At 67.9% G+C, this 23,808-nt stretch carries 26 protein-coding genes and 2 tRNA genes; 15 read left to right on the top strand and 13 right to left on the bottom strand.

Annotated elements, in window-relative coordinates; genetic code table 11:
- The 8 genes from nuoL to IPJ17_14755 are packed head-to-tail and all read right to left on the bottom strand — an operon-like array spanning window position 1 to window position 7,697.
- Window positions 1–1,944 carry an NADH-quinone oxidoreductase subunit L gene (gene nuoL / locus IPJ17_14790; GenBank protein QQR72752.1) on the bottom strand — a complete coding sequence of 648 codons (1,944 nt, stop codon included), beginning with the start codon at window positions 1,942–1,944 and terminating at the stop codon, window positions 1–3.
- A 4-nt stretch (window positions 1,945–1,948) separates the two neighbouring features.
- Window positions 1,949–2,266: an NADH-quinone oxidoreductase subunit NuoK gene (nuoK, locus tag IPJ17_14785; GenBank protein QQR72751.1), complete on the bottom strand. Its 318-nt coding sequence runs from the start codon at window positions 2,264–2,266 to the stop codon at window positions 1,949–1,951.
- Window positions 2,266–2,796 carry an NADH-quinone oxidoreductase subunit J gene (locus tag IPJ17_14780; protein ID QQR72750.1) on the bottom strand — a complete coding sequence of 177 codons (531 nt, stop codon included), beginning with the start codon at window positions 2,794–2,796 and terminating at the stop codon, window positions 2,266–2,268. The genes nuoK and IPJ17_14780 overlap by 1 nt, the downstream gene beginning before the upstream one ends.
- Before the next feature lie 2 nt (window positions 2,797–2,798).
- Window positions 2,799–3,839 (bottom strand): NADH-quinone oxidoreductase subunit NuoH, encoded by a 1,041-nt coding sequence (nuoH, locus tag IPJ17_14775; protein ID QQR72749.1) that lies wholly within the window; start codon window positions 3,837–3,839, stop codon window positions 2,799–2,801.
- Window positions 3,840–3,875: 36 nt separating this feature from the next.
- Entirely contained in the window at window positions 3,876–5,510 is a 1,635-nt protein-coding gene (locus IPJ17_14770) for a molybdopterin-dependent oxidoreductase (protein QQR72748.1), read from the bottom strand.
- On the bottom strand, window positions 5,510–6,808 hold the full coding sequence (gene nuoF, locus IPJ17_14765) for an NADH-quinone oxidoreductase subunit NuoF (GenBank protein ID QQR72747.1): 1,299 nt from the start codon (window positions 6,806–6,808) through the stop codon (window positions 5,510–5,512). The genes IPJ17_14770 and nuoF overlap by 1 nt, the downstream gene beginning before the upstream one ends.
- Window positions 6,808–7,305: an NAD(P)H-dependent oxidoreductase subunit E gene (locus tag IPJ17_14760; protein QQR72746.1), complete on the bottom strand. Its 498-nt coding sequence runs from the start codon at window positions 7,303–7,305 to the stop codon at window positions 6,808–6,810. Before IPJ17_14760 ends, nuoF begins: the two co-directional genes overlap by 1 nt.
- Complete coding sequence (locus tag IPJ17_14755) at window positions 7,302–7,697, bottom strand: NADH-quinone oxidoreductase subunit A (GenBank protein QQR72745.1); 396 nt, start codon at window positions 7,695–7,697, stop codon at window positions 7,302–7,304. Before IPJ17_14755 ends, IPJ17_14760 begins: the two co-directional genes overlap by 4 nt.
- Window positions 7,698–7,785: 88 nt before the next feature.
- On the opposite strand from IPJ17_14755, the gene IPJ17_14750 reads away from it, so the two are divergent.
- The 5 genes from IPJ17_14750 to IPJ17_14730 are packed head-to-tail and all read left to right on the top strand — an operon-like array spanning window position 7,786 to window position 11,343.
- Complete coding sequence (locus IPJ17_14750; protein ID QQR72744.1) at window positions 7,786–8,472, top strand: glycosyltransferase family 2 protein; 687 nt, start codon at window positions 7,786–7,788, stop codon at window positions 8,470–8,472.
- Between the two features lie 7 nt (window positions 8,473–8,479).
- A complete protein-coding gene (locus IPJ17_14745; protein ID QQR72743.1) occupies window positions 8,480–9,388 on the top strand; it encodes a polysaccharide deacetylase family protein in 909 nt (302 codons plus the stop codon).
- On the top strand, window positions 9,385–10,308 hold the full coding sequence (locus IPJ17_14740) for an ACP S-malonyltransferase (protein QQR72742.1): 924 nt from the start codon (window positions 9,385–9,387) through the stop codon (window positions 10,306–10,308). Before IPJ17_14745 ends, IPJ17_14740 begins: the two co-directional genes overlap by 4 nt.
- Window positions 10,305–11,030 carry an SDR family oxidoreductase gene (locus IPJ17_14735; protein ID QQR72741.1) on the top strand — a complete coding sequence of 242 codons (726 nt, stop codon included), beginning with the start codon at window positions 10,305–10,307 and terminating at the stop codon, window positions 11,028–11,030. Before IPJ17_14740 ends, IPJ17_14735 begins: the two co-directional genes overlap by 4 nt.
- 31 nt (window positions 11,031–11,061) lie before the next feature.
- Entirely contained in the window at window positions 11,062–11,343 is a 282-nt protein-coding gene (locus tag IPJ17_14730; protein ID QQR72740.1) for an acyl carrier protein, read from the top strand.
- A gap of 371 nt (window positions 11,344–11,714) precedes the next feature.
- On the opposite strand, the gene IPJ17_14725 is transcribed toward IPJ17_14730, so the two are convergent.
- Window positions 11,715–11,801, bottom strand: a tRNA-Leu gene (locus IPJ17_14725).
- 226 nt (window positions 11,802–12,027) lie between these two features.
- Here IPJ17_14725 and der point away from each other — a divergent pair.
- From der to IPJ17_14675, 10 genes are all read left to right on the top strand, one after another.
- Window positions 12,028–13,350 carry a ribosome biogenesis GTPase Der gene (gene der, locus IPJ17_14720; protein ID QQR72739.1) on the top strand — a complete coding sequence of 441 codons (1,323 nt, stop codon included), beginning with the start codon at window positions 12,028–12,030 and terminating at the stop codon, window positions 13,348–13,350.
- Between the two features lie 12 nt (window positions 13,351–13,362).
- Window positions 13,363–13,824: a MerR family transcriptional regulator gene (locus IPJ17_14715; protein ID QQR72738.1), complete on the top strand. Its 462-nt coding sequence runs from the start codon at window positions 13,363–13,365 to the stop codon at window positions 13,822–13,824.
- Between the two features lie 9 nt (window positions 13,825–13,833).
- A tRNA-Pro gene (locus IPJ17_14710) sits at window positions 13,834–13,910 on the top strand.
- A gap of 27 nt (window positions 13,911–13,937) precedes the next feature.
- Window positions 13,938–14,648, top strand: a complete 711-nt coding sequence (locus IPJ17_14705) for an SDR family oxidoreductase (protein QQR72737.1) — start codon at window positions 13,938–13,940, stop codon at window positions 14,646–14,648.
- On the top strand, window positions 14,648–15,373 hold the full coding sequence (locus tag IPJ17_14700) for a hypothetical protein (protein QQR72736.1): 726 nt from the start codon (window positions 14,648–14,650) through the stop codon (window positions 15,371–15,373). Before IPJ17_14705 ends, IPJ17_14700 begins: the two co-directional genes overlap by 1 nt.
- 82 nt (window positions 15,374–15,455) lie before the next feature.
- The gene (locus tag IPJ17_14695) at window positions 15,456–15,932 is read left to right on the top strand and encodes a 6,7-dimethyl-8-ribityllumazine synthase (GenBank protein ID QQR72735.1); all 477 of its coding nucleotides are present in this window, start codon (window positions 15,456–15,458) and stop codon (window positions 15,930–15,932) included.
- 34 nt (window positions 15,933–15,966) lie between these two features.
- Complete coding sequence (gene nusB / locus IPJ17_14690) at window positions 15,967–16,479, top strand: transcription antitermination factor NusB (protein QQR76190.1); 513 nt, start codon at window positions 15,967–15,969, stop codon at window positions 16,477–16,479.
- Window positions 16,476–17,495, top strand: coding sequence for a transglutaminase domain-containing protein (locus IPJ17_14685; protein QQR72734.1), 1,020 nt, complete (start codon window positions 16,476–16,478; stop codon window positions 17,493–17,495). Before nusB ends, IPJ17_14685 begins: the two co-directional genes overlap by 4 nt.
- Complete coding sequence (locus IPJ17_14680; protein QQR72733.1) at window positions 17,492–19,969, top strand: leucine--tRNA ligase; 2,478 nt, start codon at window positions 17,492–17,494, stop codon at window positions 19,967–19,969. Before IPJ17_14685 ends, IPJ17_14680 begins: the two co-directional genes overlap by 4 nt.
- Window positions 19,966–20,496 carry an LptE family protein gene (locus tag IPJ17_14675; GenBank protein QQR72732.1) on the top strand — a complete coding sequence of 177 codons (531 nt, stop codon included), beginning with the start codon at window positions 19,966–19,968 and terminating at the stop codon, window positions 20,494–20,496. Before IPJ17_14680 ends, IPJ17_14675 begins: the two co-directional genes overlap by 4 nt.
- Before the next feature lie 72 nt (window positions 20,497–20,568).
- Here IPJ17_14675 and rpsT read toward each other — a convergent pair whose 3' ends face one another.
- From rpsT to tolB, 4 genes are all read right to left on the bottom strand, one after another.
- Window positions 20,569–20,832: a 30S ribosomal protein S20 gene (gene rpsT / locus IPJ17_14670; protein QQR72731.1), complete on the bottom strand. Its 264-nt coding sequence runs from the start codon at window positions 20,830–20,832 to the stop codon at window positions 20,569–20,571.
- Between the two features lie 60 nt (window positions 20,833–20,892).
- Window positions 20,893–21,726: a tol-pal system protein YbgF gene (gene ybgF, locus IPJ17_14665; protein QQR72730.1), complete on the bottom strand. Its 834-nt coding sequence runs from the start codon at window positions 21,724–21,726 to the stop codon at window positions 20,893–20,895.
- A complete protein-coding gene (pal, locus tag IPJ17_14660) occupies window positions 21,719–22,312 on the bottom strand; it encodes a peptidoglycan-associated lipoprotein Pal (GenBank protein ID QQR72729.1) in 594 nt (197 codons plus the stop codon). The genes ybgF and pal overlap by 8 nt, the downstream gene beginning before the upstream one ends.
- Before the next feature lie 97 nt (window positions 22,313–22,409).
- Window positions 22,410–23,807, bottom strand: a complete 1,398-nt coding sequence (gene tolB, locus IPJ17_14655; GenBank protein QQR72728.1) for a Tol-Pal system beta propeller repeat protein TolB — start codon at window positions 23,805–23,807, stop codon at window positions 22,410–22,412.
- Window position 23,808 lies beyond the last annotated feature (1 nt).

Raw genomic sequence — 23,808 nt, 5'->3', positions numbered from 1 at the left:
TCAGAACACCATCCACCAGAAGAGAAGCAGGAGGCCGCCGAAGAAGTAGAGCGCGTAGTTGCGGACGTTTCCGGTCGTGGAGAAGCGGCCGAGATCGCCGGTCAACTCGGTGACGAAAGCACCGACGTGGAGCGATCCGTCGATGATGAGCGTGTCGACCACCTTCCAGAGCATGCGTGCCAGCCAGGCGAGCGGGCGGATGATCGCGGCGTCGTAGAGCTCGTCGACCCAGTACTTGTTCTCGAGGGTGCGCTGGACGGCCGGGAAGGCCGCCTTGAACGCGTCGTCGGCTGCCACGCCGCGGGTGCCCCACAGACGCCGCGCGATCCCGATGCCGACGACGGCAACCGCCACCGACACGGCGATCAGCACCCACTCCAACGCGTGCGACATCGCGTGCTCGCCGCCGTGCTCCGGCACCTCCGCGATCACCGGCCCGAGGAAGTGGTGCAGCCAGTTCACGTCCTTGCCGAACGTCATCACCGCCGGGATCCCGACCCAACCCGCCACCACCGCACCCACCGCCAGGATCATCAGCGGCACCGTCATCACCTTCGGCGACTCGTGCAGGTGGTGCGCCTGCTCGTGCGTCCCGCGAAACTCCCCGTGGAACGTCAGGTACACCGCCCGGAACATGTAGCACGCCGTCAGCCCCGCCGTCAGCAGTCCCACCGTCCACAGCAGATAGTGCCCGCCGCCGAACGCCCCGGCCAGGATCTCGTCCTTGCTGAAGAACCCGGCCAGCGGCGGAATCCCCGCGATCGCCACCGTCGCGATCAGGAACGTCCGGTAGGTCACCGGCAGGTGCTTGGCGAGCCCGCCCATCTTCTGCATGTTCTGCTCGCCCGACATCGCGTGGATCACCGAGCCCGAGCCGAGGAAGAGCAGGGCCTTGAAGAACGCGTGCGTCCCCAGGTGGAAGATCGCCGCCGTGTACGCCCCGACTCCCGCCGCCAGGAACATGTACCCCAGCTGCGACACCGTCGAGTACGCCAGCACCTTCTTGATGTCGCTCTGCGCCAGGCCGATCGTCGCCGCCATCAGCGCCGTCGCCGCCCCGATCCCCGCCACGAACAGCGACACCCCGGGCGCCAACTGGTAGAGGACGTTCATCCGCACCACGATGTAGACGCCCGCCGTCACCATCGTCGCCGCGTGGATGAGCGCCGACACCGGCGTCGGGCCGGCCATCGCGTCCGGCAGCCAGACGTAGAGCGGGATCTGCGCCGACTTGCCCATCGCGCCCACGAACAGGCAGAGCGCCACGAAGCTCGCCAGCGACAACCCCAGCAGGTACGGCGACGTCGCCTTCTCCGGGTTCGCCGCCACCGCCTCGATCACCTTGCGGTACTCCAGCGTTCCGTACTGCGACACCACCGCGAACAGCCCCGTCAGGAAGGCGAAGTCGCCCACCCGGTTGACGATGAACGCCTTGCGCCCCGCGTACGGCGGAAACTCCTGGTCGTAGTAGAAGCCGATCAGCAGGTACGAGCAGAGCCCCACGCCCTCCCAGCCGACGAACGTCATCAGGAAGTTGTTCCCCAGCACCAGCAGCAGCATCGCCCCCATGAACAGGTTCAGGTAGGCGAAGTAGCGCTGGTAGCCCTCCTCGTGACCCATGTAACCCACCGAGTACACGTGGATCAGGAAGCCGACGAAGGTCACCACGAACAGCATCACCGACGACAGCGGGTCGAGGAGGAAGGCGATGGGAATGGCGAGCGGTCCGGCGGTCCAGGCGTAGAGGACCTGCTCGAACGGCTCCGGGGCCTGAGGGAGGTACTGCCAGAGCGCCGCGAGGGCGACGATCAGGGAGAGTCCGGGCGCTCCGAGGCCGACGGCGGTGACGAGCCCCTTGCGCGAGCTCGGGACGACGAGGCCGTTGAGCGCGGCACCGAGAAACGGCAAGGCGGCGACGATCCAGAGGTACTGCAGCGCGCTCATCGGCTCACCACCGCATCAGGTTGAGTCGGTTGACGTCGATGGTCTGGCGGTTGCGATAGACGGCGATGAAGAGCGCCAGTCCGACGGCGGCCTCCGCGGCCGCCACCGCGAGAGCGAAGAAGACCACCATCTGGCCGGTGAGCCGGGCGGAGAGCTCAGCCAGGTCCCGCGCATAGGCGACGAGCGTCAGGTTTGCGGAGTTCAGCATCAGCTCGATGGAGAGGAAGATGGCGATGCCATTGCGCCGGGTCAGGGCGCCGACGGCTCCGATGACGAAGAGCAGAGCGGCCAGCAGCAGATACCAGGAGGTCGGAACGCTCATCACTCTTCCTCCGGCTGCGCAGCCGGTCCGGGCGACGGACGGCGGGCGATGATCGTTGCCGCGATGACTGCCACGAGGAGCAGAACGCCGATGATCTGGAACGGCAGCATGTACGTCGAGAAGAGCACGGCCGAGATCTGCTTGAGGCTGGGCGGCGAGATCGGAGCGGCTGCTGCCGGACGGGTCGGTCCGGCGGCGGCCCAGAGCGCGCTGGCGAGTCCGCCGAGGAAGAGCGCCCCGACGCCCAGGGCGCCCCAGAACTGACCGCGCGTCCTCCCGCCGTCCGGCCGCTCCTTGCCGACGTTGAGCAGCATCAGGACGAAGAGGAAGAGGACGAGGATGGCGCCGGTGTACAGGAGGATCTGGAGCGCCGCGAGAAACGGCGCGCCGAGCATGACGAAGAGGACGGCGGTCGAGAAGAGCGTGACCACCAGGGCCATCGTGGCGTAGACCGGGTTCCGGTTGGTGACGACCACCAGGGCCGAGGCCAGGGCGAGGAGCGCGAAGACGACGAAAACGGCGAGGTCCATCGTCACAGCCATCCAGCGACGGTGAGCGAAGCGGTCATGACGAAGTTGACCAGGGCGAGCGGGAGGAGCACCTTCCAGCCGAGTCGCATCAACTGGTCGTAGCGGAATCGCGGGTAGGTCCAGCGCACCCAGACGAAGAAGAGCATGAACAGGCTCACCTTCCCGAGCAGGACGAGGAACCCGGTCAAGGCGCCCGGGATGCCGGTGAGCGCGAGACCAGGGAGCGTCCAGCCGCCGAAGTAGAGCGTGACGCCGAGGGCCGAGAGGGTGATCATCGACATGTACTCACCCATGAAGAAGAGGGCGAAGCGCATGGCGCTGTACTCGGTGTGGTAGCCCGCCACGAGCTCGGACTCGGCCTCCGGCAGGTCGAACGGCAGCCGGTTCGTCTCGGCGAAGGACGCGACGAGGAACACCAGGAAACCAAGCGCCTGGGGCAGGACGTTCCAACCCGGAATGAACCCCAGCCAGCGATGGTCGACCTGATACTGCACCACGTCGGCCAGGCGCAGCGACCCCGCAGGAAGGAGGACCGAGACGACCGACATCGTCAGCGCGAGCTCGTAGCTCACCATCTGGGCCGAAGCGCGGATCGATCCGAGCAGCGAGTACTTGTTGTTCGAGCTGTAGCCGGCCATCACCAGGGCGTAAACGCCAAGGCTGGAGAGGGCGAGAAAGAGCATCACACCGGTGTCTGCGCCGACCACGACCATCTCGATCGTCCGCCCCGCGACCTCGGCGGAAGGCCCCATCGGAATCACCACGAAGGTGGTGAGCGCGGGGACGATGGCGAGAAGCGGAGCCAGGAGATAGAGCGGGCGATCGACGCCGCTGGGGGTGAGGCTCTCCTTGAAGATGAACTTGGCAGCGTCGGCGATGGCCTGGAACAGGCCGAGCGGGCCCAACCGATTCGGCCCGCTGCGGTCCTGCATCAGCGCGCTCATCCGGCGCTCGATCCAGACCATGATCGGGACGGCGGTCAACAGCGCGCCGACCCACAGGCCGATCTTCACCAGGGTCGCGAGGAACTCAACGCTCAACAACCGATTCCTCCATGCGGCGCGCGCGGATCGACCGCGCTAACGCGCCGCTCCGGCGGCGCCCGGCTGAACCGGGGCCGAGTCGAGTTGTTGGCCCAGCGCGGCGATCCGCCGATAGGCGAGGCCGGCGAAGGCGGGGAGGCGCTCGGCCATCCTGGTGAAGACCTCGGCCGTCCCGGCGCCGAGATAGGACGGGTCGAAACGGGAAATCAGGTCGACGAGGACTTCGGTGCCGGGGCGTGCCTGACCGGGGGCCGGGAAGGCGCGCTCGAATCGCTGAAGCCGCCAGCCGACGTTGACGAAGGTCCCTTCGCGCTCGGCATGCGTGGCCGTCGGCAGAACGAGATCGGCAGCCGCGGCAAGCGGCGTGTCGGCCCAACCCATGACGGCGAGGAATTGCGCCGACCGCAGTCGCTCGACGACTTTCGGGTCGTGAGCGGCGCGACCGAAGTCGGAGTCGGCGACGAACAGGACGGAGCAGCGGGACGCGCCATCGCGCAGCAGGATCTCCTCGGCGTCGATCCCGTTCGGTCCGGGGCGGAGGCCGGCGAGCTCGGCCCCGCGACGGTTCGGGGCCGCGTCACGTCCGCTGATCAGCCCGCCCGGGGTCGGGATGGTCCGCGCCGGAGCGCTGTCCACCCAGACGGAGCGATGCGGGGAGCCGACCTGGTCGGCCAGCGAGGCGAGGAGGAACGCTTCTTCGGTCGTCAGGAAGCCGGAACCGAGCAGGGCGATGGTGCCCTCGGCCGATCGCGATCTCAGCCGGTTGGCGAGCAGGTCGAGCGCCTCCTTCCAGGCCACCGGGCGGCTCTCGCCGTCGCGTCGCACCAGAGGTGTCGCCAGTCGCGGCATCTGTTCGTAGCGCTCGGGCGTCGTGCGCCCGAAGTCGCACATCCAGTAGTCGTTGACGTCGGCGTTGAAGCGCGGCTTGTAGCGGCGGATCTTGCCCCTGCGGTGTTCGATCGTGACGTTGCAGCCGACATCGCAGCCGGTGCAGAGGGACGGCTTCTTGTCGAGATACCAGACGCGTTCGGCAAACCGGAAGCGGGTGGAGGTCAGAGCGCCGACCGGGCAGATGTCCACCACGCATGCCGACAGCGGGTTGTCGAGCGGCTTGCCCGGGAAGATGCCGATCTCGGCACGCGACCCGCGTTCGAAGAAGCCCAACTCGCCCGTCTTGGTGATCTCGTGGGTGAATCGCACGCAGCGGGTGCACTGGATGCAGCGATTCATGTTCAAGATCACGTGGGGGCCGAGCGGGATGCGCTCCTTCTCCGGGTAGGTGCGCTTGTCCTCGTAGCGAAAGCGGGAGAACGCCTGGCCGTGCTTGAAGGAGTAGTCCTGCAGTCCGCACTCGCCCGCCTGATCGCAAATCGGGCAGTCGAGCGGGTGGTTGATCAGCAGGAACTCCATGATGGCGCGCTGGGCATCGCGCACTTCCGGCAGGTCGGTGCGGACGACCATCCCGTCCTTGACGACCGGTGTAGAGCAGGCGGCCTGGAGTCGCGGCATCCCCTGGATCTGCACCAGGCACATGCGACACTGGCCGACGATCGACAGGCGAGGGTGATAGCAGTAGTGGGGGATCTGGATCCCGACCTGCCGCGCGGCCTCCACGAGGTTGGTTCCCGCCGGGACCTCCACGGTGCGGTCGTCGATGGTGACGGTGGGCATCAGGCGGTCGCTCCCTGCTCGAAGAACGGCTTGGCCGGAAGCGGGCAGCGGCCCTCGGCGATGTGGCGCTCGACCTCCTCGCGGAAGCTCCGGACCAGCGAGAGCACCGGCCCCTGGGCGGCGTCGCCCAGCGCGCAGAGGGAGTTCCCGCCCGTGTGCCGGCCGACCGAGAGCAGCAGGTCGGTGTCACCCGGTAGCCCGTGCCCGTGCTCGATCCGCTTGAGGATGAGCGCGAGCCAGTTGGTCCCCTCGCGACAGGGCGTGCATTGTCCACAGGACTCGTGAGCGAAGAACTTGGCGAGCCGGGCAGCGGCCCGCACCAGGCAGACCGTTTCGTCCATGACGATCACCGCGGCCGAACCGAGCATGCTGCCGGCCTTGGCGAGCGTGTCGAAATCCATGCGGATGCCACGTTGGGACGCCGGCATCATCGCTGCCGAGGCGCCGCCGGGGATGAACGCCTTGAGCTCGCGCCCCTTGTACATCCCGCCGCAGACCTCGAGCAGCTCGTCGAAGGTGACGCCGATCGGCAGCTCGTACGTCCCGGGGCGCTCGACATGGCCGGAGACGGCGAAGAGCTTGGGCCCGGTGTTGCGCTCGTCGGTGCCGATGCTCTTGAACCAGTCGGCGCCGCGCAGCAGGATGTGCGGCACGTTGCAGAGCGTCTCGACGTTGTTGATTACCGTCGGGCAGCCGAAGGCGCCGACGACGGCGGGAAACGGTGGCTTGACCCTCGGCTGGCCGCGCCGGCCTTCGAGCGATTCGAGCATCCCGGTCTCTTCGCCGCAGATGTAGGCGCCGGCACCGCGGTGGACGACCATGTCGAGCTTGAATCCGGATCCCATGACACTGTCGCCCAGGATGCCCTGGGCGTAGGCGTCGCGAATGGCCTCGTCGAGCACCCGGGCAGGGTAGGTGTACTCGCCGCGGATGTAGATGTAGCAAGTCGCCGCACCGACGGCAACGCAGCAGATCGCGCAGCCTTCGATCAACTGGTGAGGGTCCTGCTCGATCAGCAGTCGATCCTTGAAGGTCCCGGGCTCGGACTCGTCGGCGTTGCAGACGAGATACTTCGGCTTGTCGGTTCCCCGCGGTACGAAGCTCCACTTCAGCCCGCAGGGGAATCCGGCACCGCCGCGGCCGCGCAACCCCGAGCGCTTGACCTCTTCGATGATCTCTTCGGGGGGCATCCGCAGCGCCTTGGCGAGGGCGTCGTAGCCACCGCTTTCGCGATAGCCCTTCACCGTTCGAGCCTCGGCCCGGCCGACGTTGCGGGTCAGGACGCGCTCGAATGCCATCAGGCGAGGCTCCTCAGGATCTGGCGGACACGCTCCGGGGTGAGATTCTCGTGGTAATCGTCGTCCACCATCATCATCGGCGCGGTGTCGCAGGAGCCGAGGCATTCGAAGTGAACGTAGGAGCAGCGACCGTCGGAGGTGACCTCGTCCTCGGCCACGCCGAGCTCCTGGCGCACGGTGGCGAGGATCTCCTCGGCGCCGCGCAACTGACAGGAGAGGTTGTTGCACACCCGGACCCGGTGTCGACCGACAGGATGCTGATGGAACATGTCGTAGAAGCTGACCACTCCCAGCGCCTTGGACGGAGCCAGCTCGAGGAGCTGAGCCACGGCTTCGACCACGGCATCGGGCAGCCAGCCGCCCGCGTACCGCTGGGCGATGTGCAGGGCGGGAAGGAGGAGGGCTTCTGCCGTCGGATAGCGCGGGCGAAGCGCTTCGATCTCGGCCCGCGCGGCATCCGGCAGGGCCGAGTTCGCCGATTCGGTGTCGTGACTCATGCTGGGGAGCTCGAGCTCGTCTCGGGGAGCGGGCGCGGTCGCAGGTCGAGGCCACCCTTCCTCCAGACGTAGGCATAGCCCGCCAGGATGAAGCCGACGAAGACCATGACCGCACCCAGGAGCGGCCATCCGCCATCGCGGATCACCAGCGCCCATGGATAAAGGAATGCGGCTTCGACGTCGAACACCACGAAGTCGAGGGCGACGAGGAAGAAGAGGATCGACAGCCGCTTGCGGGACCGGTCGAGGAGGGGAAGCCCCGACTCGTAGGTCGACTGCTTGACCTTGCCCCCGGTCTGTTTCCCGGCCAGCCAGGAAAGGCCGAGGAGAATCACGCCGAGAACGAACGCGAGCAGCAGGCAGAGGAGGATCGGCAGGTATTCCTGCGGCACGGGGGAAGGATCTCACAACGGCAGCGAACGAGACAAGCCTCTTGCGATCCCGTTTTTGCGGTCCTGGTGTGATAGATAGTCGCCCTCCATGGTCGTCGAACGATCCGAGCTCGTCGCCGTGCTTCCGGCCCTCGATTGCGCCGGGACCATCACCGAGGTCGTCCGCGGGCTCGCCGGGCACGTCGGGCGCGTCGTCGTGGTGAGCGATGGCTCGCGCGACGCCACGGCCTCCCTGGCGCGACAGGCCGGGGCGGAGGTCGAGGAGCTGGCGGAGAATCGCGGGAAGGGATACGCCCTGCGGCGGGGAATCGAGATCGCGTTGCGCAGCGCCCCGCGAGCCATTGCACTGGTCGACGCCGACGGGCAGCACGACCCCGCCGATCTGCCGGCCCTGATCGGGAGCTGGCGAGACGAAGGGTGGGACCTGGTGATCGGCTGCCGGCTCGCCTCTCCCGAGCTCATTCCGCCGGTACGCTACTGGACGAACTACATCGGCTCGCGCATTCTGAGCTGGTTCACCGGCCGCGAGCTCGAGGACAGCCAGTCCGGATTTCGGCTGCTCGACGGCGCGCTGGCGGCGAGCCTGCACCTGCGCTCGGACGGGTACGCGATCGAGACCGAGATGCTCATCAAGGCGGCGGCGCGGGGGGCGCGCATCGGCCACGTGCGCGTCAGCACTATCTATAATGGCGCCGGGAGCCACTTTCGGCCGCTGCTGGACACCGTCCGCATCTCCTGTGCAGCCATCTACTTCAAGGTCTTCGACGAATACTGAGCCGGTCTTGCGTCAGCAAGCGCTCGCCGGCGCCGGTCGCTATGCGCTGTCGATCGACGTCGAAGAGTGGTACCACACCTGCTGGGTCGGCGAATGGGTCGATCCCGGACAGCGGCCTCGCTTGGTCGAGGAGCTGGACCGCTTGATCCCGTCGACGCTCGACCTGCTCGCGGAGTGCCGGGCGAGGGCGACGTTCTTCGTCCTGGGCGAGGTGGCTCGCCGCCTGCCGGATCGCATCCGGCAGGTCGCCGGGGCCGGCCACGAGGTGGCGAGCCATGGCGATCTTCACTTCCGCGTCGACCGCTGGTCCGTCGAGGAGTTCTCGCAGCAGGCAAGCGAGGCCAAGCGACAGCTCGAGGATCTGACGGGAGCCGAGGTCGTCGGCTTCCGGGCCCCGGAGTGGTCGATGCGTCGCCCAGACAACCCGCGGCTGCGCGCCCTGGCCGAGGCCGGGTACCGCTACGACAGCTCCGTTTCTCCCTGCTGGGGGGCCGGGTCTCACGAGAACCTGGTGGATCCGTACGAGCTCTCCTGGTCCGGAACGGAACCGCTCCTGGAGATGCCGCCCCTCGCCTTCGGCGGGGCCGCTCGCCTGCCGGTCTGCGGGTGGACCGGGCGGGTGGTGCCGCCAGCCTGGATCGCCCGGGCAGCTCGGCGGAGAGCCGCAGCCGGCGGTGCCGCGGTGATGACGTTCCACCCGTGGGAGATCGTCGATCGACCGGTGCCCGGGGAGATGATGGGGCTCGCCCGCCTCTTTCACGACCTCGGACGGCGAGGCTACCGGGACCGACTCGCCGAGGTGCTCGCCCGGCTCCCTTGGATGCCGTTGCGCGAGGCCGCAGGATGGAGCAGCCCGGTGATCGCCGAGGGCGGCGCGAGCGATCGGTCGTGCGTCGAGGGCGGAGGTGCCGAATGAAGGTCGCCGCACTGTTTGCCGGCCAACAATCGGAGCGGGTGGGCATGGGGCGGGCGCTCGCCGAACGGTCGCCGGCGGCGCGCCAACTCCTCGATCGCGCGTCGCGTGTGCTCGGACGCGACCTGGGCAGGCTCCTCTTCGAAGGGCCGGCCCACGAGCTGAATCGACCGGTGAACTCCCAGCTCGCGGTGCTCACCGTCGACTTGATGGCTTGGGAGGCGGTCCGCGAATCGCGTCGGCAGGTCGACCTCGTCACCGGCTTCAGCCTGGGTGCACTCGCCGCCCTGGTCGCCGCCTCGGGGCTCGAGCTCGAAGGCGCGCTCGCCATCGTCGTGCGGACCGCGGAGATCTACGACGAGATTCTCGGGGCGCTGGCCGCCGGCATGGCAGCCATCGTCGGAGTTCCGGCAGAGAGGATCGAGCGTGCCTGCGTGCGACAGAGCCGCGGCGGAGAGTTGGCCACGATCGCCAGCCGCAGCCATCCTTCGACGGTCGTCGTCACCGGAGATCATGCGGCGGTGGCCCGGGTGGTCGAGGAGATCGCCCCCGAGGCGCTGCGGACGAGCTGGCTGCCGGTCGGCTGGCCCGTGCATTCGCCGCTGCTCGAGCCGGTGGTCGCCCGGTTGCACCGCGAAATCGAGCAACTTGCTCCGTGCCGCGACCTCGCGATCCCGGTCGTGTCGCCGTTCGACGGGGCGGTGATTCGAGACCGCGCCGAGGTGCGACGCCTTTCGGGCCGGGTCGTGGTCGAACCGCTGCGCTGGGATCTCGCGCTCGAACGCTGCGCCGCTCTCGGCGTCACGAAGTTCTACGAATGCGGTGCCGGCGAGCAGATCGGGCGAATGCTGCGGTGGTGGCGGCGTGACGTGGCGCTCGAGACGATCGGGGCGGAAATCGGCCCCTTGGCGGAGGCGGTATGAACGGCAAGGTCGCCCTGGTGACCGGTGGAAGTGGGGGCATCGGCGAAGCATGCGTCCGCTCGTTCGCCGAGCGTGGCGCCCGGGTGGCGTTCACCTACCTGTCGCGCGCCGAAGCGGCAGCGAAGATCGCCGGAGAAACCGGTGCCCGGGCCTACCCGCTGGATCTCGCGTCGCGGGAGGGGACGTCGGAGCTGATCCGCACGATCGAGGCGGATCTCGGCGAAATCTCGATTCTCGTGCACAACGCCGGGCTGATCCGGGATGCACCGATCGCGTTCCTGACGGAGGCCGACTGGGACCTGGTGCAAGAGGTCAACCTCAAGGCCCCGTTCCGGCTGACCAAGGCGGTGCTCCGCGGCATGGTTCGGCAGCGGTGGGGGAGAGTCGTTGCGGTGGCGAGTGCCAGTGGTGTCATCGGGCAACTCGGGCAGGCGCACTACGGGGCCGCGAAAGCAGGGCTCATCGCCTTCATCAAGGCGCTCGCTCGCGAGATGGCGCGCTACGGGGTGACGGCCAACGCCGTCGCGCCGGGGTTCATCGCCACCGACATGATCGCCGGACTACCGCAGAAGAAGCTCGACGAATACCTCAAGGCCGTGCCGCTGGGTCGCGCCGGGACCGCGGCGGAAGTGGCGGCTGTCGTCACCTTCCTCGCTTCCGAGTCGGCCTCCTATGTCACCGGTCAGGCGATCCGCGTGGATGGCGGTCTCGTGATGGCATGAGGCCGCGTCGCGGCATGCTAGGATTCTTCCGATGAGCACGGTCCCAGAATCCGCCGCGTTGCGCCAGCGCATCAAAGAAGTGATCGTCGACCGCCTGAAGCTCGAGATCCAGCCCGCGCAGATCCAGGATAACGATCCACTCTTCGGAGACGGCCTCGGCCTCGATTCGATCGACGCCCTGGAGCTCGTCCTGGGCATCGAGCAAGCCTTCGGCGTGAAGATCGAGGACGAGGAGGTCGGTGTCCAGGCCTTGGCCTCGGTCGAGACCCTCGCCCAGTTCATCGTCGGCAAGCTGGCCCGCCAAGCCTCCTGACGAACCTCCCGCATCGCTTTCCGTTCCTCTTCGTCGACGCGCCGCACCCCGGTGCGGTCCGGCTGCGCCTGACGGCTGGCGGCTTCTGGGTCAGGAGCCGCGGAGCCCAGCCGCGCTTCCTGGCGGTCGAGATGCTCGCGCAAGCGGCGTCAGTGCTCCTGTCGGGAGGAGATCGAGGTGCGCCCGGATATCTGGCCGGAGTCGACGAAGCGCGCTGGCACGGGGACGTCGAGGCCGGCGACGAGGTCGTGGCGGAGGTGAGCCTCGAGGCGCGATTGGGACCCTTGGCAAAGATCCGAGGCAGCCTCTCTCGCGAGGGAGAGTGCCTCTTCTCCTGCTGCCTGGTGGTCCGCTCGGGATGAGGGGAGGGGTGGTGCGAAAGGGGGGACTCGAACCCCCACGGCCTTGCGACCACAAGCTCCTGAGGCTTGCGCGTCTACCAATTCCGCCACTTTCGCGGCCGGGCTGATCCTAGGAGAGGTAGCGCGTCCTGTCAAACGGCTCGCGGCCGTTTGCTACACTCATTCGGTTGTCGACTTGCACCATCGCGATCGGCGAGTCGTGTCGGCGCGCTGTCCACGCGGGTTGCCGCGAGCGGAGGCGAAGCGACGAATCCTCGCGGCGATCACCTTGCGACCGCGGCGATCACTCCGTCCGTCGTGACTCACACGGGATATCGATCTCTTGCAACTGACCCCCACTGTCGCCATCGTCGGCCGACCGAACGTCGGCAAATCGAGCCTCTTCAACCGGCTGGTGGGGCGGCGCCAAGCCATCGTTCACGATCAGCCGGGCGTGACGCGGGATCGGATCGTCGCCCTGGCGAACCTCGACCCGACGCACGCGGTTCAGCTCGTCGACACCGGCGGTCTCGTCCCCGGCGACGATCCGCTCGGCCTCGGCAAGCAGGTGCTGATGGCGCTTGCCGACAGTGATCTCGTCGTCGTCGTGGTCGATGGCTCCGAGGGGCTGGTTCCGGCAGACGAGCTGGTGGTCGCCGAAGTGCGACGTCTCGGCAAGCCGTGGATTCTCGCCGTCAACAAGGGCGACACGACGCTGGCGAAACGCAATGCGGGGGAGTTCCACCGGCTCGGGGTCGAGGCGTTGGTGCTGATCTCCGCCGAACACGGCGGCGGAATCGGCGAGCTCGTCGACGAGCTGGTCGCCCGGCTGCCGGCGGTCCAAGTCGAGACGCGTCCTGACCTCCCGGGGCTTGCCGTGGTGGGGCGGCCCAACGTCGGCAAGTCCTCCCTGGTCAACCGGCTGCTCGGCCAGGAACGGGTGCTCGTTTCGCCGATTCCTGGCACCACCCGCGATCCGGTCGACTGCGTGATCACGCGCGGCGAACGCAGCTATCTGCTCGTCGACACCGCCGGAATCCGTCGTCGCAGCAAGACGAGCGGCGCTGCCGAGGAGCTAGCGGTGCTGTTCGCGCGGCGGCAACTGGAGCGAGCGGACGTGGCGATCCTGCTCATCGACGCCGCTGCCGGGGTGACGTCCGGTGACCTGGCCATCGCCGGCCTGGTCAACGAGGTCGGACGCGCCGCGGTCGTCGGCATCAACAAGTGGGATCTGCTCGACGAGCGTCGCCGCGAGGCGCTCGAGGCAACTTGGCCACGCCTCGACCAGCTGCTCTCCGGGCCGACGCGGGTGAACCTGTCGGCGCTCTCCGGGCGAGGCCTCGAAAAGCTCTTTCCGGCCGTCGACCGTGCCCTCGTCGGCTTTCGACGCGAGGTATCGACCGGCGAGCTCAATCGGCTGGCTCAGGAGATCGTTCTCGAGCACCGGCCGCCGGCGCACGACGGCCGTCCCTGGCGATTGCTCTACGCGACCCAGGTCGCGACCGGCCCGCCGACGTTCATGCTCTTCGCCAATCACAGCCTCTCGCTGCGCGACTCGTATCGGCGCTACCTCGAGAACCGCCTGCGCGAACGCCTCGAGCTCGAAGGGGTGCCGCTGCGACTGGTGATCCGGCGGCGTGATCGGGGTGGGGACGGCTCGCGATAGGATCACGCGACCATGGCGAAGAAGACCGGCTTTCGCATCGGGGAGGTCTGCCGCGAGCTCGACCTGCAGCCGTACGTCCTCCGCTATTGGGAAACCGAGTTCCCGGTTCTTCAGCCCCCGCCCGGGGCCACGACCCAGCGCTCGTATGGCGAGCGGGAGGTCGAGGTGCTGCGGCGAATCAAGACCCTGTTGTACGACGAGGGTTACACGATCGCCGGGGCGAAGAAGAAGCTCGAGGGCGAGCTCGCAGCCGGCTTCCCGCTGGCCGGAGCCGCCGGATCGCTCTTCGCTGGAGAGGCGGGCGGGGGAGCGGAAGCGAGCGGCGCTGTTGCGGGCTCGCCAAGCTTGCCGGCGCTTGACAGCGTCGAGCCGCAGCGGATAGAACACGTTCGGTCCGCGATCGCCGCAGCTCTCGTCGAGGCGAAGGAGATCCAGTCGTTGCTCCGAGGAGATCCGGCTCGCGAACCACGTTGATTCTTCGGTCGGGACGTAGCGCAGCCTGGTAGCGTACCTGAATGGGGTTCAGGGGGTCCCGGGTTCAAATCCCGGCGTCCCGACCAGTTTTCTCCCTCTTTCCAAGACCAACCATGAAAGACGAGCCCGCGGTCGCCGTCATCAGCGGCGCTGGCTCGGGCATCGGGCGAGCCGCTGCCAGCGTTCTGGCGCGGCGGGGATACCGTCTCGCGCTTCTCGGGCGAACGCCCGGGACGCTTCGAGAGACCATCGACCTTGCCGGCGCCCCAGGGGTGGTCTTCCCGTGTGACGTCCGCGTCGCGGCGGAGGTTACACAGGTCGCCGGGGAGATCGAGGCGAGCCTGGGAGAGGTGGCGGTCGTCGTGCCGTGCGCCGGCACGGTAGCCCTGGCGTCTCTGGAAGAGACCCCTCCGGAGCTCTTCGCCGAAATCGTCGACACCAACCTCGGGGGCACCTTTCATCTTCTTCGAGCATTCCTCCCGGGCATGCGACGACGTCAAGCGCGTTCGTGGATTCTTCCGGTGCTCTCGGTGGCCGCGACCCGTGGATTCCCCGGATGGAGCGCCTACTGTGCCAGCAAATGGGGATTGCGCGGTCTGCTCGCCGCGTTGCGCGAGGAGCTCCGAGGGAGTGCCGTGCGGCTGACCGCCGTCTTTCCCGGCGCCACGGCCACCGACCTCTGGGACCGCCTCCCCGGGACGTGGAGCCGAGAGGCGATGGTTCCCGTGGAGGACGTCGCGAGGGCGATCGGTTGGGCCCTCGACGTGGATGCGGCGACGGCGCTCGAAGAGATCCACCTGGGTCCAGCCGGTGGCGCGCTGTGATGCCCGAGCGACATCGGGACGCTGCCTGGCTGATGGCGACGCCACTGCTGCCATGGCTCGGACTCCTGCCGGGCGTCGGTGCCTGGGTCCTTCCGTTCGTTGCACCGCTGACGGTCTGGTTGCCCTTCCGACGTGCCGTGCGGCAGGAGCGTTCGTCGGCGGCCTTCGCGATCGCACTCCTCTGGGCGCTGCTCCTCTCGGCCGGGATCGTGACGATGGTCCAGTGCGCCCCGCAGCGTGCGGCGCAGGCGATTCTGCACGGCGAGCCGTACCGCGCCGAGATGTTCGCCTGGATCCAGACCGGCGCCGGGGCGGAGGTCGATCCGCACCGGTTCCTGCCGGTTCACGCGCTGCATCTGACGGCGTTTCTCCTCGTCAGTGTCGCCAGCGGCGGCTATCTCGGCCTGGTGCTCGGTGCTGGTCTCGTCGGCTTCATGAGCTATTTCGTCGGGAGCTTCGCGGCGGCGAGCGCCTCTCCGTTCGGTGGGGCGCTGGTCGCCTGGGTGCCGTGGTCGGTCGTTCGTGTGCTGTCGTTCGTTCTCCTCGGGGTGCTCGCCGCCCGGCCGGTGCTGTTGCGTCGACGGTGGCCGTTTGGCGCGACCGAGATCCGTCTCGGGCTGCTGGCTCTTGCCGGGCTCGTGGTCGACGTCGCGAGCAAGTGGCTCCTGGCACCGGGATACGGTCGATTTCTCCGGCTCTGGATCGAGGGGAGTGCGGGCCCGTGAGACCACCCGGCGGTGCGTTGACAGAGGTGTTGGCCTCACCTAGGGTTCGCCGCGGGAGGCCGAAGGTCTGATGGAGAAGCCGATGGAACATGCCGGATCCTTGCTCGGCGGGGATCTCCGTTTCGGGATCGTCGTCTCGCGGTTCAATGGCCGCCTTTCCGAATTGTTGCTCGAAGGGGCGTGCGATGCCCTCGAGCGCCACGGCGTGGCGACGTCTCAGATCGAGATCGTCCGCGTTCCCGGAGCCTGGGAGATTCCGCTGGCGCTGCGCGAGCTCGCCCGGCTCGGGCGGTTCCAAGCGCTCGTTGCTCTCGGTGTCCTCATCCGTGGGGAGACGCCGCACTTCGACTACCTTGCCAAGGAGTCGGCGAGCGGTGCCGCCGTCGTGTCGCGCGAGTTCTCGCTCCCGGTGGCGTTCGGCGTTCTCACCTGCGAGGACTCGCGGCAGGCCGAGGAGCGCTCGGGCGGCAAGGCGGGAAACAAGGGCGCCGAGGCCGCGCTGGCGGCTCTCGAAATGGCGAACGTCGTGGCGAGCCTGCGTCGGAGCGGCTCGTCCTAGGCTCATGGCGATCAGCCCGGTGAAGGAGGGACGGTTGGGAAAGCGGCGGCTGGCACGCGAGCTCGCACTGCAGATGCTTTTCCAGAGGGACTTGGGCGACGCGAGCCCGCGCGAGATCTTCGCGCTCTTCCGCTTCGAGGCCTATGTGGACGAGGCCGGGGGGGACGACGCGGAGGAAGCGAGCGAGCCCCCGACCCCTTCCCCGGCCCATCGCCTCACGCCGGTCACCGAGACCCAGGCGCACGAAGCCTTCGAGCACGCCAAAGATCTCGTCCAGGGCACGGTGGATCACCTCGGCGAGATCGACGACCTGATCCGGCAACAGGCGGAGAACTGGCGACTGGAACGAATGCCTCCCGTCGATCGGAACGTCCTTCGTCTTGCCGTCTTCGAGCTGCTCTACGCGGCGGATGTGCCGAAGCTCGTCGTCGTCGACGAAGCGGTCGAGCTCGCCAAGCGGTTCGGCGCCGAACAGTCGAGCCGGTTCGTCAACGGGTTGCTCGACGGCCTGTTGAAGAGCCAGACCTTCCCGGGATCGCTGACGTGAGATCGATCGCCTGGGCCGCCGCGGCCCTGCTCGTCGCCGTCTCGACGGCTGGTCCCGGGTTCGCCGGCACGGTGGTCGCGGGATCGGAGGAGTCGACGCTTCTGCTGCCAAAGGGCATGCAGGTCGAGCCGTACGCCAACAACGGCTACCGGCTGACCGTCGACGGCGATTCGATCCACGTCGTCGTCGACGCCGCACCGCTCGGCAGCAGCGCTCCGATGCCTCGCTCTCCCGCGCTGCGTGCCCAGACCGGCGTGGACCGGGTCGCCCGTGGCGTCTCCGCCGGCGTCACCTCGCAGGTGGAGGCGGTGTCGCGGGTCCTTTCCTGGGTGGCTCGCCACATCCGCTACGATCGCGATCGCAGCCGGCCGCAGGATCCCGAGGCCGTGCTGGCCCGGAGGACGGCCTATTGCACGGGCCTCGCGCGGCTGACCGTCGCCATGCTCGAGGGGCTTGGCATCGAGGCGCGAGAGGTCCCCGGCTACGTGATCGCCGACGGCGGAACCGGCGGCGAATTCCACCGCTGGGTCGAGGTGCGGTACCCCGACCGGGGATGGGTCTTCAGCGACCCGCTCCGGAGTCATCACTTCGTCCCGTCGAGCTACCTGCGCCTGGCGAGCGCCGAGGCGGACCGCGAGGCGTCGGCCAATGCCCTGCTCCTGGCGCGCGGAACGGCGCTCCGGGAAGTCGATGTCCTCGAGTCGCTGCCGGCGGGGATCCGCGTCCGCAGCAACGACGGAAGGCAGCGGATGGCGGCGCTCCGCGTCGACGTTTCTCCGGCGGCGGCATCCGGGCGGCTCGTCCTCACGGGGCGCGGATTGCGGCGTGAGCAGGCGCTCGACCCGTCTGGAGCGGCTGCCTTCCTCGGTCTCGACCTGGGGGAGTATCGCCTCGAGTGGGTCGCCGCAGGGCGTTTCGTCGCAAGCAAACAGTTGAGCTTCCTCGGCCCGGTCCGAGCGGAGGTGCATCTGGTCGATGGCGACGCGGCCGCGTCGCAGAGAGCGGGAGTGCGATGAGCTTCTACGAGCATCGAGCGATCGAGCAGAAGTGGCAGGACCGGTGGGAGAAACAGCGGCTGGCCGAAGTGGACCTGCGCAGCGGCAAGAACAAGTACTACATGTTGATGATGTTCCCCTATCCGTCGGGGGACCGGCTGCATGTCGGACACGGCCGCAACTACATCCTGGGAGACGCTCTCTTCCGCTACCTGCGGATGCGCGGCAAGCGCGCCCTGAATCCGATGGGATGGGATGCCTTCGGCCTCCCGGCCGAGAACGCGGCGATCCAGCGCAGCATCCATCCGCGGGATTGGACGCTCGAGAACATCCGGGTGATGAAGCAGCAGTTCCGCCGCTGGGGGATCCTCTACGACTGGTCGAAGGAGGTCACGTCGTGCCTGCCAGAGTACTTCCGCTGGAACCAGTGGCTGTTCCTGCGGATGCTCGAGAAGGGACTGGCCTACAAGAAGCGCGCGCCGGTGAACTGGTGCCCCAGCTGTCGCACGGTGCTGGCCAACGAGCAGGTCGCCGACGGCACCTGTGAGCGCTGCGGAAGCGTCGTCGAGCAGCGCGATCTCGAGCAGTGGTTCTTTCGCATCACGGACTTCGCGGACCGCCTGCTCGCTGGCCTCGACGACCTGACGGGCTGGCCGGAGAAGGTCAAGGTGATGCAGCGCAACTGGATCGGCCGTTCGACCGGCGCGGAGATCGATTTCCCGGTCGCCGCCCTCGACGGGACGATCCGCGTGTTCACCACGCGTCCGGACACGATTCACGGGGCCACCTTCCTGGTGCTGGCGCCCGAGCATCCGGCGGTCGATCGGCTTCTGGCGGGGAACCCCCGCGCCGCCGAAATCCGCGAGTGGATCCAGGCGGTCAAGAAGACGCCGCGAATCCAGCGTGAGGCGGAAGGGCTGCCGAAGGAAGGCCGCCCGCTCGCCGTCACCGCGACGAATCCGGCGAATGGCGAAGCGATCCCGCTCTGGATCGCGAACTACGTCCTCCCGGATTACGGGACCGGGGCGATCATGGCGGTGCCGGCGCACGACGGGCGTGACCTGGAGTTCGCCCGACAGGAGCGACTTCCGGTGCGCCTCGTCTATCACCCGACGGATCGCTCGGTGGATGGCGACGCTCTCACCGAGCCGATTCTCGGAGAGGGAGAGATCCGTGGCTGCGGCGAGTTCGACGGACGGAAGGCTGGCCCCGAGACGATCGCCCGGTTCGTTGCCTGGATGGAGAAGGAAGGTTGGGGTCGAGGCAAGGTCACCTACCGCCTGCGTGACTGGCTCATCTCGCGGCAGCGCTATTGGGGGACGCCGATCCCGGTCGTCTATTGCGACGCTTGCGGCATGGTTCCGGTACCGGCGGATCAACTGCCGGTGGTGCTTCCCTACGAGGTCGAGTTCACCGGGCGCGAAGGGAACCCGCTGTCGCGCAGCGAAGCGTTCGTTCAGACGTCGTGCCCGCGCTGCGGGGGTGCGGCACGGCGCGAAACCGACACGATGGACACCTTCGTCGACAGCTCCTGGTACTACCTCCGGTACTTGTCGGCGAAGGACTCGAACCGGATCTTCGACAGCGAGCTCGCCAATCGCTGGGCGCCGGTAGACCAGTACATCGGCGGGATCGAACACGCGATTCTCCATCTCCTCTACGCGCGCTTCCTCTGCCGCGTGCTCTTCGATTTCGGGCTGGTGGGCTTCGAAGAGCCGTTCTCCAACCTCTTCAATCAGGGGATGATCACTCGCTACTCCGAGCGAACGGGGCGGGTGGAGAAGATGTCGAAGTCGCGCGGCAACACGGTTTCCCCCGATCAGCTGATCGACGAGATGGGGGCCGATACCGAACGCGTCTACACGCTCTTCCTCGGCCCCCCCGAGGACGAGGTCGAGTGGAACGACGAGGCGGTGAGCGGCGCCTATCGCTTCCTGCAGCGCCTCTGGCGGGTGGCCGAGCGCGTGGCCGACGCGCCGCCCACGGGTCCGGGCGATGCCGAGCTCGAGCGGCAGCGTAACCTCACCATCCAGAGGGTGACGCGGGACCTCGACCGCTTCAAGTTCAACACGGCGATCGCCGGACTGATGGAGATGCTCAACGCGCTCTCGCGGGCTGTCGAGGACAAGGCAGCGTCGAAGCTCTGCTGCGAGCAGGCGCTCGATTCGATGATCCTCCTCCTGCATCCGTTCGCCCCGCACCTTTCCGAAGAGCTCTGGGAGCGGCGCGGCAATTCGTCGAGCCTGCTCGAGACCGATTGGCCGACCTGGGACGAGGCCAAGCTTCGTACCCAGCGGCTCACCCTCGTGATCCAGGTGGACGGGAAACTGCGCGATCGGCTCGAGGTCGACGCCGGGGCGGGGGAGCGCGAGCTCCGCGAGAGTGCTCTTGCGAGCCCTCGGGTGCGCGACCTGCTCGCGGGACGGGCGATCGAGAAGGTGGTCGTGGTGCCAGGCCGGCTGGTCAACATCGTCACCAAGAGGACGGAGTCATGAAGCGATCGGGATTCGGGGCCGGGCTCACGCTGGCGCTGGCGTGCGCCTCGATGCTCCTGGGTTGCGGCTACAGCCTCGCGGGAAAGGCCAACAGCCTCCCGCCGGAGGTCAAGACGGTCTTTCTGCAGCCGTTGGAGAATCGCACCGCCCGAAGTCAGGTCGAGCAGTTCCTCGGCCGAGCCATCGCCGACGAGCTGGTGCGCCGCCAGCGTCTGACTCTGGTCAGCGACCGGACGAAGGCGGACTCGCTGCTCTCCGGGGCGATCGTCGGCTTCAACGTCGTCCCGGTGACCTTCGACGACCAGGGGCGCGCGCTGCGATACGAGATCACGATCCTCGCGGAGCTGGCCCTCAAGCGCCGGGTGCCCGAAGGGGTCCTGTGGAGCAACGACCGCTACGTCTTCCGCGACAACTACGAGATCGAGGTCTCGGAACGGGACTATTTCGACCGCGAGACGCTCGTCATCCGTCGCGTTGCCGAGAAGTTCGCCGAGACGGCCGTCACCGACCTCCTCGAAGGGTTCTGAAGCGCGCCGACAACGAAAAAGGCGCCGCGTGAGCGGCGCCTCGAGGTGCGACGGAGTGCCGGTCGAGCCGGATCAGGCGAGATCGGAAACGGCAACCGTCAGGCGGGACTTGGTGCGAGCGGCGGTATTGGCGTGGATGACGCCTTTGGTGACCGTGGCGTCGACCACCGAGACCGCCTCCTTGAGCGCAACCTCGGCGCTCGAACGGTCGCCCGCGGCGACAGCAGCTCGGACCTTCTTGACGGCGGTCCGCATGCGGGAACGGAGGGCGCGATTGCGCTCCTGGCGAACGATCGAACGACGGGCTTGCTTCTCGGCAGACTTGGTGTTGGCCATGAGATCGCTTTTGGAGGGGGTCGTTTTTCGGATCTAACGTCTCGCTACAACCGCAACAGGCTACTTTTTTCCGCTTCCCGGGTCAACCCCCAGGCTCCGCAGGCGTTGGCGGGCCAGGTTGGCCTCGTCGGAGGCCGAGAACTGTCTCAGCACGCGCTGCAGATCGGTCACCCCAGCCTGGCGCTGACCGAGCTCGAGGTGAGCGTAGGCCTTCTTGAGAAGGGCGCTCGGGAGCTTGTCGCTGCGCGGGTATCGCTCGAACACTCGGTCGTACCCTTCGATCGCCTCCTTGAACTTGCCCTGCCGATACAGGCACTCGGCGATCCAGTAGGTCGCGTTGTCCGAGAGGTCGGTTTCGGGAAACGCCTGAAGGTACTGCTGGAATCCGAGCGAGGCCAGGTCGTAACTCCCTCGAAGGTAGTCGCTATAAGCACTCTGGTACATCGCTTCGGGGTCGGGTGCGGCTCCTGACGACGCCTGGGCGCCAGGAGCCCCGTCGCCCGGCGGCGCCGTGCTCTCTCCGGGCGTCGGGGCCCGGGATCGCAGCTCTTGCTGGGTCGCCGCCATCTGCTGCGACAACTGGGAGAGGCGGAAACTGGTGTCCTCGAGGCGACCTTGCAGCTCGTCGATCTGGCTCGAAAGCGAGGCGAGCTCGACCCGCATGTCAGCTTCGGCCTTGAGCAGGGTCTGCATCTGCTGGCCGAGGTTGCTGCCGAGCGCCGCGATCTCCTGCTTGCTCGAACCCTCACGTTGCAGGTCGGTGACCTGCTTCTGGATGTCGCCCAGGCGGGACTGGACGGATTCGATGTCGCTCGACGAGACGCAACCGGCGATGGCCAGCAGCGACCCGCCGAGGAGGACTCCGGCGAGACGTCGCAGGGTGGCCTCAGCCAACGTTGCCCCGTCCCGTCACGACGAAGTGGGCGCGGCGATTCTGCCACCAGCAGTTCTCGTTCTCCTGCGTGCAAACCGGCCGCTCCTCGCCGTAGCTCAGGGTGCGGACGCGCGCTGCCGCAACGCCGAGGGTGACCAGGTAGTCGCGCGCCGAGCTGGCGCGGCGCTCGCCGAGCGCGAGGTTGTACTCGTTGGTCCCGCGGTCATCGCAGTGGCCTTCGATGGCGACCTGGAACTCGGGATGGCTCTTCAGCCACTCGGCGTTCCGTGCCAGGCGCTCACGCGACTCGGCCTTGAGCTCCGCCTTGTCGAAGTCGAAGTAGACGTCGCCGAGGAGTCCGCGCTCGCGGACATAGCTGTTCAGCTTGGCGAGGTCGGGGTCCTTGAGCGGATCGGCCTGGATCTGGTCCGCACCAGTATCCGGTCGGGCTTCGGCGCGAACGTCCGTCGTCGAAGCGGTGGGAACCGGTGCCACCGGTGCGGCGACCGGCGTGTCGACGGTCTTCGGGGGCTTCTTCGGGCAGCCGAGAAGAGCGACGCAGGCGAACAGAAGCGGAAGAGCCAAGAGCAACGGCTTGTTCTTCATGTGGATCTCCCTTGAAATGCCGCGGGTACGAAGGCAACGGACGACGGGTGCAACATAGCAAGCCACCGGGAAACCGGCAACCAAGCGTGCATCCATCTCACGGGGTATAGGCGGACCAGTCGGGGCTGTAGTTGTTCCCGTCGCTGGTCAACTGGCGGACCGCGCCGCCGTCGTCGTTCATGATGTAGATCTGGGTCCGGCCGTTGCGGGTCGAGGCAAAGGCGAGGCGCCGTCCGTCGGGCGCGAAGGACGGGTGCTCGTGACTCCCTCCGCCGCTGATCAGGAGCTTCGTTGCCAGATCGACCAGATTGGTGACGGCAATGGCGAAGGCACCGCTCTCCTGTCGCGAGGAGTAGGCGATCCGCATGCCGTCGGGGCTCCACGCCGCACCGTCGTTGTAGTCGCCACTGAAGGTGATCCGCCGAACATTGGCGCCCTCGGCGTCCATGACGTAGACCTGCGGCTTGCCGGTGCCCCGGCTCGACGTGAAGGCGATCTCGCGACCGTTCGGGCTCCATGCCGGGTTGGTGTCGATCGCCGACGAATAGGTGAGCTGCCGCAGACCGCTGCCGTCCCGCTCGCAGACGAAGACCTCGACATTCGAGCCGAGACTGCGGGCGAAGGCGATCCGCTGGCCGTCGGGCGAGAAGGACGGCGAGGAGTTGAGCGACCCGCTGGTGATCACCGGTGACTTGCGACCGCTGGCCAGATCGGCCAAGTAGATCGCGGGTCCGGTGCCGCCGAAGAACGAGACATAGGCGATGCTCTCGCCTCGTGGGCTCCAGGCCGGGCTCATCGAGATCGACTTGTGGGCGGTGACGCGCCGCTGGTTCCGGCCGTCATAGTCCATGAGGTAGACCTCCTTGTCGCCGTCCCGGTCGGAGTAGAAGGCGAGAGAGGTCAGGGCGACACCGCGCCTTCCGGTGAAGTGCAGGATGATCTCGTCGGCGAGCGTGTGAGCCATGCGCCGCGCCAGGTCGAAGGTCCCGCGGTATCGCTTGCCGAGGATCGCCTGGCGGCTGGGCAGGTCGTAGAGGCGGCCCTCGAGCGCCAGACGGTCGCCTTCGAGCTTGAGATCGCCGAAAAGGACGACCTCGTTCCCCAGCGAGCGGTACTGCTCGAAATCCCGCTCGGGATCGCCGGACAGGGTGAGCACCGCGAGGTCCGCAGGGCCTTGGATGGAGAAGATGCCAGCGGCCGCAAGGTCGTCGCGCAGCGTCGCTTCGAGCTCGTGCGCTGCACCTGCGGCCGCGCTGTCGAATCCGGTGCCCCCGGAGAAGGTGGGGAAGGCCAGTCGAAGCAGCGGGCGATCGCCGGCCTGGAGCACGAGGGTGACGGAGTCCGGCCCGACCGATCCGCTGGTCCCCGCGGCGGGCGTCGCCGTCGGGGTCGGCGGCGGTGGAGGTGCCTGGGCGGAGCCCGCACCCGCCGTCCACGCGAGTCCGAAGGCCAGGATGGCCGAGGCGACGTGGGCTCGAGCAGATCGATTCTCCATC

It is taken from the genome of Holophagales bacterium (assembly GCA_016699405.1).
In the GTDB taxonomy this organism is placed as follows: domain Bacteria; phylum Acidobacteriota; class Thermoanaerobaculia; order Multivoradales; family JAGPDF01; genus JAAYLR01.
The sequence above is the reverse complement of the archived record's forward strand: the minus strand, read 5'-3'. Positions and strand labels throughout refer to the sequence as shown.

Bases quoted from the DNA above. Each gene is read 5' to 3' on its own strand.
- nuoL (QQR72752.1), bottom strand. From the start codon at position 1,944: ATGAGCGCGCTGCAGTACCTCTGGATCGTCGCCGCCTTGCCGTTTCTC.
- nuoK (QQR72751.1), bottom strand. From the start codon at position 2,266: ATGAGCGTTCCGACCTCCTGGTATCTGCTGCTGGCCGCTCTGCTCTTC.
- IPJ17_14780 (QQR72750.1), bottom strand. From the start codon at position 2,796: ATGGACCTCGCCGTTTTCGTCGTCTTCGCGCTCCTCGCCCTGGCCTCG.
- IPJ17_14770 (QQR72748.1), bottom strand. From the start codon at position 5,510: ATGCCCACCGTCACCATCGACGACCGCACCGTGGAGGTCCCGGCGGGA.
- nuoF (QQR72747.1), bottom strand. From the start codon at position 6,808: ATGGCATTCGAGCGCGTCCTGACCCGCAACGTCGGCCGGGCCGAGGCT.
- IPJ17_14760 (QQR72746.1), bottom strand. From the start codon at position 7,305: ATGAGTCACGACACCGAATCGGCGAACTCGGCCCTGCCGGATGCCGCG.
- IPJ17_14750 (QQR72744.1), top strand. From the start codon at position 7,786: ATGGTCGTCGAACGATCCGAGCTCGTCGCCGTGCTTCCGGCCCTCGAT.
- IPJ17_14740 (QQR72742.1), top strand. From the start codon at position 9,385: ATGAAGGTCGCCGCACTGTTTGCCGGCCAACAATCGGAGCGGGTGGGC.
- IPJ17_14735 (QQR72741.1), top strand. From the start codon at position 10,305: ATGAACGGCAAGGTCGCCCTGGTGACCGGTGGAAGTGGGGGCATCGGC.
- IPJ17_14730 (QQR72740.1), top strand. From the start codon at position 11,062: ATGAGCACGGTCCCAGAATCCGCCGCGTTGCGCCAGCGCATCAAAGAA.
- IPJ17_14715 (QQR72738.1), top strand. From the start codon at position 13,363: ATGGCGAAGAAGACCGGCTTTCGCATCGGGGAGGTCTGCCGCGAGCTC.
- IPJ17_14705 (QQR72737.1), top strand. From the start codon at position 13,938: ATGAAAGACGAGCCCGCGGTCGCCGTCATCAGCGGCGCTGGCTCGGGC.
- IPJ17_14700 (QQR72736.1), top strand. From the start codon at position 14,648: ATGCCCGAGCGACATCGGGACGCTGCCTGGCTGATGGCGACGCCACTG.
- IPJ17_14695 (QQR72735.1), top strand. From the start codon at position 15,456: ATGGAACATGCCGGATCCTTGCTCGGCGGGGATCTCCGTTTCGGGATC.
- IPJ17_14680 (QQR72733.1), top strand. From the start codon at position 17,492: ATGAGCTTCTACGAGCATCGAGCGATCGAGCAGAAGTGGCAGGACCGG.
- IPJ17_14675 (QQR72732.1), top strand. From the start codon at position 19,966: ATGAAGCGATCGGGATTCGGGGCCGGGCTCACGCTGGCGCTGGCGTGC.
- rpsT (QQR72731.1), bottom strand. From the start codon at position 20,832: ATGGCCAACACCAAGTCTGCCGAGAAGCAAGCCCGTCGTTCGATCGTT.
- pal (QQR72729.1), bottom strand. From the start codon at position 22,312: ATGAAGAACAAGCCGTTGCTCTTGGCTCTTCCGCTTCTGTTCGCCTGC.
- tolB (QQR72728.1), bottom strand. From the start codon at position 23,807: ATGGAGAATCGATCTGCTCGAGCCCACGTCGCCTCGGCCATCCTGGCC.